Raw genomic sequence first — 12,401 nt, forward strand, 5'->3', positions numbered from 1 at the left:
CAATTGAACTTTCATTGTTAATACTTCTACTTATAAATTATTAGTTTAATAACGATACTCTAAAGCCTTATGCTAATCAACTGTGACAGGATGAAAAATCGCCATCAAACATTTAGCCTAATTTTTACGCTAGTTATTAATGTAATCATTCTAATACTTAACCGCCATTAAACTCAGAACCTAAAACGATAGTGGCCGTCCTATAACAGCCACTAACATCTAACTTAATGTTTAACCATGACGTGGCGGACGACGGTGTAATCCTCCAGCCCATAAAGTGACATATCCTTGCCGTAACCAGAAAGTTTCTGCCCACCGTGCGGCATTTCACTTACCAGCATGAAATGGGTATTGACCCAGGTACAACCATATTGCAGCCGTGCGCTGACGCGATGCGCCCTGCCCACATCTTTCGTCCATACCGAAGATGCAAGTCCGTACTGGCTGTCATTCGCCCAGTTCACCACCTGTTCTTCGTTGTCGAAGGGCGTAACACTCACTACTGGACCAAATACCTCTTTTTGCACGATGGCATCGTCCTGTAATGCGCCAGCCAGCAGCGTCGGCGCATAGTAATAGCCATTACCCTTGCGCTTTTCACCGCCAGTGATCACTTTGATGTGCCCTGTCGCTTTCGCCTCTTCTACTGCCTTGCTGACGCGTTCGAGATGCGCCAGCGAGCTTAAAGGTCCAAGCTCCGTAGACTCGTCATCCGGCGCACCAGATTTTAACGTTGCCACCGCAGCACCCAGTTTTTCCACCAGCGTATCGTAAATGCCTTTTTGCGCGTAGATCCGACAAGCCGCAGTACAATCCTGTCCAGCATTGTAATAGCCAAATGTACGTACACCTTCGACCACTGCTTCAATATCCGCATCATCAAAAACAATCACTGGCGCTTTGCCACCAAGTTCCATATGAGTACGCTTAATGGACGACGCGGTATGGCTGATGATGTGCTCGCCGGTGGCGATAGAGCCCGTCAGCGACACCATCCGCACTTTGGGATGACCGGTCAGCGGATCACCCACCGTTTTGCCTCTGCCAAACAGTACGTTAATCACGCCTGCCGGGAAGATATCTTTCGCCAGCTCTGCCAACTTCAACGCGGTCAGCGGGGTAATTTCTGATGGTTTAAGCACTACGCAGTTCCCTGCCGCCAGCGCCGGAGCCAGTTTCCACGCTGCCATCATCAGCGGATAATTCCACGGTGCGATAGAAGCCACGACCCCCAACGGATCGCGACGGATCATCGAAGTATGACCTTCAAGATATTCACCTGCCGCCAGACCATTCAGACAGCGCGCCGCACCCGCGAAAAAGCGAAAAACATCGACAATCGCCGGGATTTCATCATTGAACGCACTATGCAGCGGTTTGCCACAATTACGGGACTCCAGTTCGGCAAAAACCTGACCATTTTCTTCGATAACATCAGCCAGTTTCAGCAGACATTCCGCACGCACTTTCGGCGTGGTTTGCCCCCATTCGGCAAATGCTGCATCTGCCGCGCGCACAGCAGCATCGACCTGCTCTGCGGATGCCTCGGCAATCTCCAGTAAAACGTCCCCCGTTGCCGGATTATAGACAGGCTGTTTTTCCCCTTCGCCGCTAACCAGTTCTCCGTTAATCAGTAACTTATGTTGCATAGCATATTCCTGTATCAGTGGTTATTGACCATTGTCGCCTTCGCGGGTTAGCCACCAGGCCCCCAGGATCGGCAAGGTTGTTACCAACATAACCAGCAGTGCCACCACGTTAGTTACCGGTACATCACGCGGTCGCCCAAGCTGATTGAGCAACCACAACGGTAACGTTCGTTCATGACCTGCCGTAAAAGTCGTAACGATGATTTCATCGAACGACAAGGCAAACGCCAGCATTCCTCCTGCCAGTAGCGCCGAACTGAGATTCGGCAACACTACGTAGCGGAAGGTTTGCCAGCCATTGGCCCCAAGATCCATTGACGCCTCAACCAGACTCCACGAGGTGCGGCGAAAACGGGCGATGACATTGTTAAACACCACCACTACGCAAAAAGTCGCATGACCGACCACGATGGTGAAAAATCCCGGCTCCAGATTGATGGTTTTAAAAGCGGTTAATAGCGCCAGACCAGTGACAATGCCCGGCAGCGCAATGGGCAGCAGCAGTAACAGCGAAATGGCGTTTTTGCCGAAAAAGTCTCGTCGCCACAGCGCGGCAGCTGCCAGCGTCCCTAACACCAGCGCAATTAATGTCGCCAGCGCCGCCACTTTAAGTGACAGTGTCACGGCATCAAGAATATCACTACGCCGTGCTGCCACGCTAAACCAGCGCAGCGTCAGGCCCTGCGGTGGAAAACTAAACGCCGCATCTTCAGTGTTAAACGCATAGGCGGCGATTATCAGGATGGGAAAATGTAGGAAAACAACGCCGCCCCAGGCCGCCAGTTTGAGGAAAAACGGTGCGCGTTCAGAGTGCATCGAACGCTCCCAGACGTTTCACGAACGCCAGGTACAGTGCGATGAGAACAATCGGCACCAGGGTGAATGCCGCCGCCATCGGCATATTGCCAATCGCCCCCTGCTGGGAATAAACCATATTGCCGATAAAATATCCTGGAGGACCAACCAGCTGCGGGACGATAAAATCGCCCAGTGTGAGTGAGAAGGTAAAGATAGAGCCAGCGGCAATACCCGGGATTGCCAGCGGCAGCACCACATAGCGAAAGGTTTGTCGTGGACGTGCGCCGAGATCAGCCGACGCCTGCAACAATGACGGCGGCAAACGCTCAAGCGCCGCCTGAACGGGCAGGATCATGAACGGCAACCAGATATAGAGAAACACCAGAAAGCGCCCCAGCCCGGAAGTTGACAGCGTATTTCCGCCCACCGCAGGTAATGTAAGGAACGCAGTCAGCAGTGGTTCCAGCCCAAGATGTTGTAAAAACCACTGAGCCACGCCATCTTTTGCCAGCAATAACGTCCAGGCATAGGCTTTAACAATGTAGCTCGCCCACATCGGCAACATTACCGCAATATAAAAAAAAGCTTTCATTTTCCCGCTGGTATAGCGCGCCATATACCACGCCATTGGAAAAGCCAGAATGGCGCTGGCGATAGTGACTGCCACAGCCATAGTCAGCGTGCGGAGAATGATGTCGTAATTCGCCGGATTAAACAGCGCACGGATATTCGCCAGCGTCAGTTCCGGCGTTACCGACATGGTGAAATCGTCAAAAGTATAAAATCCCTGCCATAACAGTGTCAGCAGCGAGCCGAAATAGACAATGCCAAACCACATTAGCGGGCCAAGCAGCAGTAAAAACAGCCCCAGCCCCGGATTACGCCAGAAGAAACCGGACACCTTACCCAGACCTGGACGTGAAGGTGATTGCAATACATTCATCGCCATTCACCTCTCCTCAACCAGCGGCACCATCACATCACGCGACCAGGAAACCATCACCTGTTGTCCGGGCGTGAGCGTGGCAGGCAGTTCTTCGCCTGTCATATTGGCCTGACTCACAAGCAGTTTTTCACCGCCGTTCAATTTCAGTTCAAAACGAGTTGCCGCGCCCTGATATTGCACCGCCTGGATCGTGCCATTGGCCTGCAGTTCACCAGGGGTGTTGAGGCGGATATGTTCCGGTCGCAGGGCGAAGCTTCCCGTCATGCCACAAAGTTTCTCTGCCATCAGTCCATCAAAAACGTTGGATGTCCCGACGAATCCGGCAACAAACGGCGTGCGCGGGCGCATATAGAGATCGCGCGGGGAATCGACCTGCTCAATGCGTCCATTATTGAAAACCGCCACACGATCGGACATCGATAACGCTTCGCCCTGATCGTGGGTAACGAAGATAAAAGTGATACCGAGAGACTGTTGCAGTTTTTTCAGTTCCAGCTGCATCTGCTCACGCAATTTGAGATCCAGTGCGCCGAGCGGTTCATCCAACAGCAATACGCGCGGTTCATTCACCAATGCTCTGGCGATAGCAACCCGCTGGCGCTGACCACCAGAAAGTTGTGACGGTTTACGTTGCTGTACAAACCCCAACGCCACTTTCTCCAGCGCCTCTTGCGCCATTGCGTGCCGCTGCTTTTTATTCACGCCTTTGACCATCAGCCCATAGGCGACATTGTCAAGAATCGACATATGCGGAAATAGCGCGTAGTCCTGAAAGACAGTATTCACGTCCCGCTCCCACGGTGGCAGATTGCTGGCGGGTTTACCAAAGATAGAGATAGCCCCGCCGGAAAGCTGTTCGAAGCCAGCAATCAGGCGCAGGCAGGTGGTTTTGCCGGAGCCGGACGGCCCCAGCATAGAGAAGAACTCACCATCTTTTATCGCAATACTGACGCCATCTACTGCGCGCACGTCACCGTACAACCGCGAGACGTTGTCAAACTCCACTGCGTACGTCATAAAGCACCCCAGCGAAGTTAGCGACCGCCCATAATGGCAATGTAATCCTGCGTCCAGCGACTGTAGGGAACAAACTTGCCCCCTTCTGCTATAGGCGTTTTCCAGAAGGCGATTTTGTCGAAATAGTTAAAACCGTTGGTTTCACAACCTTTTTCGCCTAATAACGGACTGGCTTTACACCCTTCCGGCACTACCGGTAACGAGCCAAACCAGGCCGCCACATCGCCCTGCACTTTTGGCGTTAATGACCAGTTCATCCATTTGTAGGCGCAAACCGGATGTTTCGCTTCGCTATGCAGCATGGTGGTATCAGCCCAACCGGTAACACCCTCCTTCGGGAAAACGGTAGCAACAGGCTGGCCTTCGGCTTTCAGGGCGTTGGCCTGATAGGGCCAGGCACTGGAAGCAACCACACCCTCGTTTTTGAAATCGCTCATTTGCACGGTAGTGTCATGCCAGTAGCGATGGATCAAACTGTGTTGAGCGCGCAGCACTTTCAGCACCGCCTGGTACTGTTCTTCGGTTAGTTGATACGGATCGCTGATGCCCAACTGCGGCTGAGTGGCTTTAACGAACAACGCAGCGTCCGCAATGTAGATAGGGCCATCATAAGCCTGAACGCGGCCTTTATTGCTCTTGCCGTCCGGCAGATTTTGCTCAACAAAAACCACTTGCCAGCTATCCGGCGGCGTCGGGAAGGTTTTAGTGTTGTACATCAGCAGGTTCGGCCCCCATTGGTAAGGTGTGCCGTAAACTTTGCCGCCAACATTAAACCAGTCGCCTTTAACCACGCGCGGATCGAGCGTTTTCCAGTTGGGAATCAAGGCGGTATTAATCGGCTGCACGCGTTTGCCCATAATCAAACGCAGCGAGGCATCGCCGGATGCCGTAACCAGATCGTAACCCCCTTTGGTCATCAGACTGACCATTTCATCGGAAGTCGCGGCGGTTTTCACATTCACCGCGCAGCCTGTCTCTTTTTCAAATTGCGTTACCCAGTCGTATTGTTTATCAGTTTGTCCGCGTTCGATGTATCCCGGCCAGGCGATAATATCCAGTCGCCCTTCCGGTTTATCTAAATTGGTAGGTGGTTCGGCGGCGTGAGCGGTCATTATTGTCATGGTGAGCGCACACAGGCTGCTGCGGGCAAATGTCTTGCTCATAAGGTCTTACTCCTGTCGTAATTAATTGTTCAGCCGCCGTGCCGTAAAAATATCTCCTTGTTTAACCATAGACGGCGGCTTGCAGGCACACCTTCGCCCCTGAGAAAATTTAATCAGGTTGTGAGCTACCGCGCATTATGCCGTCTGTAAGGTTATCTTCTGGAGTATAGACAAGGGGTTAGGAAATATGACTGCTATTCGAAATTCATATTACCCAATCTAAGAGGAATTAAATTAAACGCTATTACAGCCGTTCTTGAATAAGTTTGCCTAATTGTTTTACCGCCTGTTCTTCACGTTCTCCCCACTGCCACGCGGTATTAAAACGAAAAAAACGTGACCAGTTTTCACCGGTAGAAAACATTTTACCCGGCGCAATACTGATATGATGCGTCAGTGCCGCCAGGCTTAATTCGCCGGCATCTAACGGCTCGGGGAGCTCCAGCCAGAGAAAATAACCACTGTCACTATGATGAATTTTCACTTCCGCAGGCAGATAACGCAGCAGTGCCTGCCAGGCACGTTGTTTACGTTCCGCAAGCTGGCGACGCAGGCGACGAAGATGGGCGTCGTATCGGCGCGTGGAAAGGTAATCCACCAGCGCAAGTTGCATCGGTGAGCTGGTGGAAAGCGTACTCATCAACTGCAAGCGTTGAATTTTACGTGCATGTTTTCCGGCGGCGACCCAACCAATACGAAAACCAGGCACCAGACATTTCGAAAACGAAGAGCAATGCAAAACGCCATCGTGGCGATCCCACGCTTTCGCAGGCAGCGGTTTTTCCCGTCCAAAATAAAGTTCGCTGTAAACGTCATCTTCAATCAGCGTTACGTTGTACTGATTGAGTAACGCCACCAGTTGTGCTTTTTTTTGCGGCGTTAAGGTAAATCCGAGTGGGTTCTGGCTATTAGTCATCAGCCAGCACGCTTTCACCGGATAATCCTGCAACGCCAGTTCCAGCGCCTGAAGATCGATCCCTTCTTTAACATCCGTCGCCACCGATAACGCCTTCAGCCGTAGCTGCTCCAGCGCCTGCAACGCACCGTAGAAACAAGGATTCTCTACTATCACCCAATCGCCCGGTTCAGTTACCGCTTGCAAACTGAGGTTTAATGCCTCTAACGCCCCGGCAGTAATGACAATTTCATCAGGAGAAATGGTGATGCCCTGTAAGGCATAGCGACGAGCAATAGCCTGACGCAGTTCTGCGTTTCCTGGCGGTAAGTTTTCAATCACGCTCATCGCTGTGGCGGTTTTGCTTACCTGCGCCAGCGAGCGGTTTAGTTGTTGGAGGGGGAAAAGTCGCGGGTCGGGAAAGGCCGAGGCAAACGGAACGACCGACGGATCGCGACTGGCCTGCAACATATCAAAAATATAAGTGTTGATATCGACTGCTTCATCTCGAGTGACTGGAATGACTGGCGCTTTCGGCATTTTTATTGCCTGTGGCGCAACGTAATAACCCGACTGCGGTCGTGCGATAATACATCCCTGACTTTCGAGCAACTGATAGGCATGGCTGACAGTCATAAAGCTCATGCCTGAAAGCGCCACCTGGTCACGCAACGAAGGCAAACGATCGCCGGGTTGCCAGATACCCGACGCAATCTGCTCGCGTAATTGTTCTGCAAGCTGCTGGTATTTTTTCATTATCGAATCGTAATTATGTGCAGATGATTCGGCAGTCTATATCAGTTGTTAAAAATGACAACTTTTCGTTAACTGTAATTAAACCATCACCAGCGATAACTCTTTGCCAAGCGCCTTTGCCGCAAGCTGGACGGCGTCGATTTTTGTCGCATGGTGCAAGTTAAATAGGCGAGTAATCTCCTGTTTAGGTTTGCCAATTCGCCTGGCTAACTCTTGCTGAGTGATTTCTGACTGTAAAAAAGCATTTAACAGCAATACCTTAGAGGCGACGCTCAAAGGTACTTCAATAAAGTGATCATGACTATTTAATGGCGAAGGTAACGGGATAAGCTCGTTATCTTCAAAATAAAAATCAAATGCGGTCAGTAAAGCATCTTTTGCCGCTTCCATCGCTTCAGCGACAGTTTCGCCCTGCGTCAACGCTTCAGGGATATCCACAAAAGAAACCATATAACCGCCTTCCGGCGCGGGTGTAAGAGTGACGGGATAACGCATAATTTCGACTGTCTCTCGCATGTCATTAACCTTTTTAATTGGCGATTAACTCAAACCGAGTTGTTTCAGGATTGCTTTACGCAGGAGTGACGCGGCATGACACTGCGCCTCCCATGAAACCTGAGTTTCAAATGGTTGCGGCCATTCGCTACATCGACGCCCTGAGATTCGAGCCAACGTCTGAACTCGCTTTGTTTCACATCGCCTCCCTGCCGCTGAGTATATCAACAAAGTAAACATTAGTGTTTACCTCCGTGTGTAATTTGCTCGAAAATAGCACTAAATCGCCGCAACGGCAGAATGCCATGCAAAATCAGGAAGGAAGATTCCAGAATTTCTTTGCGCTAATTTGCAAAACTGAATAATAACCTCAAGAAACGATCGGCATCATAGCGGCAAAAGGTAAGAAAAAGGTGGCAGGATGTTTACGAAGGCGTTATCGGTTGTCTTATTAACGTGTGCGCTGTTCTCAGGACAACTCATGGCAGGGCACAAAGGACATGAATTTGTGTGGGTAAAGAATGTGGATCATCAGCTGCGTCATGAAGCGGACAGCGATGAATTGCGTGCTGTGGCGGAAGAGTCGGCGGAAGGTTTGCGCGAGCATTTTTACTGGCAAAAATCGCGCAAACCAGAAGCGGGACAACGTTGAGTCATTTGTTGCCGGATGCGGCGAGACGCCTTACCCGGCAGGCAATATCATGCAGATTCAATGAGTTGTGAGTAACCAGAAAACTGGCGTTTTACCCTTTTCGCTTAGGCAATGTTTTCAGCAGCTCATCCGGACTTACGGATGCCACTACGCTTCCCGGTAACGGCATTTTCAGTATGTGATTTTTGATTTTGCCAATGACGTGCATCTCGCATGGGCGGCAATCAAACTTTAGCGTTAATACTTCATCGCCGTTAACCAGTTGCATTGGCGTCGCCTTCCAGCTTTTGATATTGCCTTTCGCCTGTTTCGGGCACAGATTAAAGGCAAAGCGCAGACAATGCTTGGTGATCATCACCGGGACTTCGCCCTTCTCTTCATGTGCTTCATACGCCGCGTCAATCAGCTGCACACCATAGCGATGATAAAATTCACGCGCTTTCTGGTTGTATACGTTCGCGAGGAAACTCAGATGCGTTTGCGGATAAACCGGCGCAGGATCAGCAACCGGTTTACGGCTGCCGCGCTGGTAACTGGCAAGACGCGCAGCATCCAGCATGTCAGCAGCTTCACGGCGGAACTGGTTTAACAGACTGTTTGGTACAAACAGCGCCCCCGGCAAATTAATTTGCACATCGCGGGCGTAATAGAGGGTTTGCCCCAGTTTTGCCAGACCATCCTTCAGATTGTTCATTGCTTTTTCGGCGTTATTGGCTTCGTCGAACTGCCCGTCCAGCGTATGCGTGATGCTGACACCCTCTTCACTGGTGAGGGTCAGAATCAGTTGTTCCTGCCAGCCGCCCAGTTCAATGTCTACCGCCACCCGACGTTCGCTGGAGGTTTTTGTCAGTGCCTGCTGCCAGTTATGATCAAGATTACGGTTTAGTGGGTGATGTGGACGAATTTTGTGCAAATCTGCTGGCATTTCATTGGGCCAGACGCGGTACTGATTTTCTCCGGTTTTCTCGACCGTATTGGCACGAAAACCGACGACTTCACGTTTAATCAACACGTTCAGGCCATCGCCATTTGCCAGTGGCTCGGTAACGGCAACATCGAGATGATCTTTCGCCACTTTCAATACTTCGCCTACCGGCAGGCCGATAAATTTCGGCGAATCGAACGCGCCAATATCGCCTTTACGGGCATTCACAAAATAATCTGTGCTACCACGGTGGAAAGTCTTTTCCGTCGATGGAACAAAGAAATGTTCAGTACGACCTGATGAAGCGCGCGCCAGATCGCCACGTTCTTCAATAATGGCATCAAGCATCTGGCGATAATGGGCGGTGATATTCTTCACGTAGCTCATATCTTTGTAACGCCCTTCAATCTTGAAGGAGCGTACACCAGCATCAATCAGCGCGCCGAGGTTGGCAGTCTGATCGTTATCTTTCATCGACAGCAGATGTTTTTCATAGGAAACCACCCGCCCCTGATCGTCTTTCAATGTGTATGGCAAACGGCACGCCTGCGAGCAATCGCCACGGTTGGCGCTACGCCCTGTTTGCGCATGAGAAATGTAGCACTGACCCGAATAGGCCACGCACAGTGCCCCATGAATAAAGAATTCAATGGTCGCGTCCGTAGCCTGGTGAATCGCGCGGATCTGATCAAGATTCAGCTCTCGCGCCAGCACAATCTGCGTGAAGCCAACATCAGAGAGGAACTTCGCTTTTTCAACTGTACGAATGTCGCACTGCGTACTGGCGTGCAGTTCAATCGGCGGAATATCAAGTTCCAGAATCCCCATATCCTGAACAATCAGCGCATCGACACCGGTCTGGTAGAGGTCAGTAATCAGCCGTTGCGCGGGTTCCAGCTCATCATCATGCAAAATGGTGTTAAGCGTGACGAAAATTTTTGCACCATAACGATGGGCAAACGGCACCAGCTCGGCAATATCTTTCAGGCTATTACTGGCATTATGACGGGCACCAAAACCAGGGCCGCCGATATAAACAGCATCGGCACCGTGCAAAATAGCTTCGCGGGCAATGGCGGCATCGCGTGCCGGGCTTAACAGTTCAAGTCGATGAGAAGATACGGTCACATTCTTATCCAGTAGCTGAAAAATGGCGGCTATTTTAGCCACAAGCGCGACGTTGCGAAATAGTTTTCCCGCTTAACTGCGCGGGTAATGGATGAGGGAATGAAAATGTACGGTTTGCTCCCCACCATTACGATAGATATGCGTGACGTCTGCAGCAAATCGAACGCCTTCCCCACAATTAAGGGTCTGCCATTCCCCATCAACGCACAGATCAAGTTGTCCATCAATGACGACGACATGTTCGATTACCCCCTTCTCATGGGGCGTCGATTCGCTTATTGCACCAGATGCCATCTGAATCGAGAAGTGTTCGAAGCAGAGTTGTGGATCATAAGGAAACAGCGAAGTGATCACCATCGCCTGCTGTTGTGGATCATAAACTGAAGGCGTAGCGGACTGCGGCGGAGAAATAAATGTTGAAAATGGTACGTTCAACCCGGTGGCAATTTTCCATAATGTCGCGACCGTCGGACTGGACTCATTACGCTCAATCTGCCCTAACATTGCTTTAGAAACGCCCGTCGCTTCTGCCAGTCGCGAAAGACTCCAGCCGCGCTGCTGGCGTAGTTGTTTAAGTGTGGTGGATAAAAAGCGAGCGAGATTTTCCATGCGACTCCTCCGGCAAAACGGAAGTTTATCACTTGTGCGTTATAACGGACAAATGCTACGGTGCCTGTACGCTATAACGCACGAGGTGACTATGCGTCTGTTTTCTATTCCTCCACCCACGCTACTGGCGGGGTTTCTGGCGGTATTAATTGGCTACGCCAGTTCAGCGGCAATAATCTGGCAAGCAGCGATTGTCGCCGGAGCCACCACTGCACAAATCTCTGGCTGGATGACGGCGCTGGGGCTGGCAATGGGCGTCAGTACGCTGACTCTGACATTATGGTATCGCGTACCTGTTCTCACCGCATGGTCAACGCCTTGCGCGGCTTTGTTGGTCACCGGATTGCAGGGACTAACACTTAACGAAGCCATCGGCGTTTTTATTGTCACCAACGCGTTAATAGTCCTCTGCGGCATAACGGGACTCTTTGCTCGTCTGATGCGCATTATTCCGCACTCGCTTGCGGCGGCAATGCTTGCCGGGATTTTATTACGCTTTGGTTTACAGGCGTTTGCCAGTCTGGACGGTCAATTTACGTTGTGTGGAAGTATGTTGCTGGTATGGCTGGCAACCAAGGCCGTTGCGCCGCGCTATGCGGTAATTGCCGCGATGATTATTGGGATCGTGATCGTTATCGCGCAAGGTGACGTTGTCACAACTGATGTTGTCTTTAAACCCGTTCTCCCCACTTATATTACCCCTGATTTTTCGTTTGCTCACAGCCTGAGCGTTGCACTCCCCCTTTTTCTGGTGACGATGGCATCGCAAAACGCACCGGGTATCGCAGCAATGAAAGCAGCCGGGTATTCGGCTCCTGTTTCGCCATTAATTGTATTTACTGGATTGCTGGCACTGGTTTTTTCCCCTTTCGGCGTTTATTCCGTCGGTATTGCGGCAATCACCGCGGCTATTTGCCAAAGCCCGGAAGCGCATCCGGATAAAGATCAACGTTGGCTGGCAGCTGCCGTTGCAGGCATTTTTTATTTGATCGCAGGTCTGTTTGGTAGTGCTATTACCGGGATGATGGCTGCCCTGCCCGTAAGTTGGATCCAGATGCTGGCAGGTCTGGCGCTGTTAAGTACCATTAGCGGCAGTTTGTATCAGGCGCTGCATAATGAGCGTGAGCGAGACGCGGCGGTGGTGGCATTTCTGGTAACGGCAAGTGGATTGACGCTGGTCGGGATTGGTTCTGCGTTCTGGGGATTAATTGCCGGAGGCGTTTGTTACGTGGTGTTGAATTTAATCGCTGACAGAAACCGATATTGACATCCTCCACGCCCTGAAGGACGTGGATCCCTGCTACGTTCAGGCTGTCGCCTGAATCATTTCGGTGGGTTCCTGCTTCAACGGGCGGCCTGACTGCACCA

General features: G+C 51.2%; 11 protein-coding genes and 1 pseudogene. 2 read left to right on the forward strand and 10 right to left on the reverse strand.

The window, feature by feature from the left end; translation table 11 throughout:
- Positions 1–224: 224 nt before the first annotated feature.
- The 8 genes and pseudogenes from patD to QZF50_RS19620 all read right to left on the reverse strand — a co-directional run bounded on the left by patD (position 225) and on the right by QZF50_RS19620 (position 7,919).
- Positions 225–1,649 carry an aminobutyraldehyde dehydrogenase gene (patD, locus tag QZF50_RS19585; protein ID WP_001163892.1) on the reverse strand — a complete coding sequence of 475 codons (1,425 nt, stop codon included), beginning with the start codon at positions 1,647–1,649 and terminating at the stop codon, positions 225–227.
- 21 nt (positions 1,650–1,670) lie between these two features.
- Positions 1,671–2,465 (reverse strand): ABC transporter permease, encoded by a 795-nt coding sequence (locus tag QZF50_RS19590; RefSeq protein WP_000555481.1) that lies wholly within the window; start codon positions 2,463–2,465, stop codon positions 1,671–1,673.
- Positions 2,455–3,396 (reverse strand): ABC transporter permease, encoded by a 942-nt coding sequence (locus tag QZF50_RS19595; protein ID WP_001251315.1) that lies wholly within the window; start codon positions 3,394–3,396, stop codon positions 2,455–2,457. Before QZF50_RS19595 ends, QZF50_RS19590 begins: the two co-directional genes overlap by 11 nt.
- Positions 3,397–4,410 carry an ABC transporter ATP-binding protein gene (locus QZF50_RS19600; RefSeq protein ID WP_000220411.1) on the reverse strand — a complete coding sequence of 338 codons (1,014 nt, stop codon included), beginning with the start codon at positions 4,408–4,410 and terminating at the stop codon, positions 3,397–3,399.
- Positions 4,411–4,427: 17 nt separating this feature from the next.
- Positions 4,428–5,573, reverse strand: coding sequence for a putative ABC transporter substrate-binding protein YdcS (gene ydcS, locus QZF50_RS19605; protein WP_000047456.1), 1,146 nt, complete (start codon positions 5,571–5,573; stop codon positions 4,428–4,430).
- A 244-nt stretch (positions 5,574–5,817) separates the two neighbouring features.
- The gene (locus QZF50_RS19610; RefSeq protein ID WP_061892306.1) at positions 5,818–7,224 is read right to left on the reverse strand and encodes a PLP-dependent aminotransferase family protein; all 1,407 of its coding nucleotides are present in this window, start codon (positions 7,222–7,224) and stop codon (positions 5,818–5,820) included.
- Positions 7,225–7,302: 78 nt separating this feature from the next.
- Positions 7,303–7,719: a type II toxin-antitoxin system antitoxin HicB gene (gene hicB / locus QZF50_RS19615; RefSeq protein ID WP_001270286.1), complete on the reverse strand. Its 417-nt coding sequence runs from the start codon at positions 7,717–7,719 to the stop codon at positions 7,303–7,305.
- A 45-nt stretch (positions 7,720–7,764) separates the two neighbouring features.
- A pseudogene (locus QZF50_RS19620) lies at positions 7,765–7,919 on the reverse strand (mRNA interferase).
- A gap of 221 nt (positions 7,920–8,140) precedes the next feature.
- On the opposite strand from QZF50_RS19620, the gene QZF50_RS19625 reads away from it, so the two are divergent.
- Positions 8,141–8,371, forward strand: a complete 231-nt coding sequence (locus QZF50_RS19625) for a YncJ family protein (protein WP_000494244.1) — start codon at positions 8,141–8,143, stop codon at positions 8,369–8,371.
- A 91-nt stretch (positions 8,372–8,462) separates the two neighbouring features.
- Here QZF50_RS19625 and rlhA read toward each other — a convergent pair whose 3' ends face one another.
- Together rlhA and sutR are read right to left on the reverse strand one after the other, a co-directional pair.
- Positions 8,463–10,424 (reverse strand): 23S rRNA 5-hydroxycytidine C2501 synthase, encoded by a 1,962-nt coding sequence (gene rlhA, locus QZF50_RS19630; protein WP_001301045.1) that lies wholly within the window; start codon positions 10,422–10,424, stop codon positions 8,463–8,465.
- A gap of 72 nt (positions 10,425–10,496) precedes the next feature.
- A complete protein-coding gene (gene sutR / locus QZF50_RS19635; RefSeq protein ID WP_000429155.1) occupies positions 10,497–11,033 on the reverse strand; it encodes a DNA-binding transcriptional regulator SutR in 537 nt (178 codons plus the stop codon).
- 52 nt (positions 11,034–11,085) lie between these two features.
- Between sutR and ydcO the strand changes: the two genes are divergently transcribed.
- Entirely contained in the window at positions 11,086–12,300 is a 1,215-nt protein-coding gene (gene ydcO / locus QZF50_RS19640) for a BenE family transporter YdcO (RefSeq protein ID WP_071779600.1), read from the forward strand.
- Positions 12,301–12,401 lie beyond the last annotated feature (101 nt).

Source organism: uncultured Escherichia sp. (assembly GCF_948475835.1).
Taxonomy (GTDB): Bacteria; Pseudomonadota; Gammaproteobacteria; order Enterobacterales; family Enterobacteriaceae; genus ECMA0423.

Bases quoted from the DNA above. Each gene is read 5' to 3' on its own strand.
- patD (WP_001163892.1), bottom strand. From the start codon at position 1,649: ATGCAACATAAGTTACTGATTAACGGAGAACTGGTTAGCGGCGAAGGG.
- QZF50_RS19590 (WP_000555481.1), bottom strand. From the start codon at position 2,465: ATGCACTCTGAACGCGCACCGTTTTTCCTCAAACTGGCGGCCTGGGGC.
- QZF50_RS19595 (WP_001251315.1), bottom strand. From the start codon at position 3,396: ATGGCGATGAATGTATTGCAATCACCTTCACGTCCAGGTCTGGGTAAG.
- QZF50_RS19600 (WP_000220411.1), bottom strand. From the start codon at position 4,410: ATGACGTACGCAGTGGAGTTTGACAACGTCTCGCGGTTGTACGGTGAC.
- ydcS (WP_000047456.1), bottom strand. From the start codon at position 5,573: ATGAGCAAGACATTTGCCCGCAGCAGCCTGTGTGCGCTCACCATGACA.
- QZF50_RS19610 (WP_061892306.1), bottom strand. From the start codon at position 7,224: ATGAAAAAATACCAGCAGCTTGCAGAACAATTACGCGAGCAGATTGCG.
- hicB (WP_001270286.1), bottom strand. From the start codon at position 7,719: ATGCGTTATCCCGTCACTCTTACACCCGCGCCGGAAGGCGGTTATATG.
- QZF50_RS19625 (WP_000494244.1), top strand. From the start codon at position 8,141: ATGTTTACGAAGGCGTTATCGGTTGTCTTATTAACGTGTGCGCTGTTC.
- sutR (WP_000429155.1), bottom strand. From the start codon at position 11,033: ATGGAAAATCTCGCTCGCTTTTTATCCACCACACTTAAACAACTACGC.
- ydcO (WP_071779600.1), top strand. From the start codon at position 11,086: ATGCTACGGTGCCTGTACGCTATAACGCACGAGGTGACTATGCGTCTG.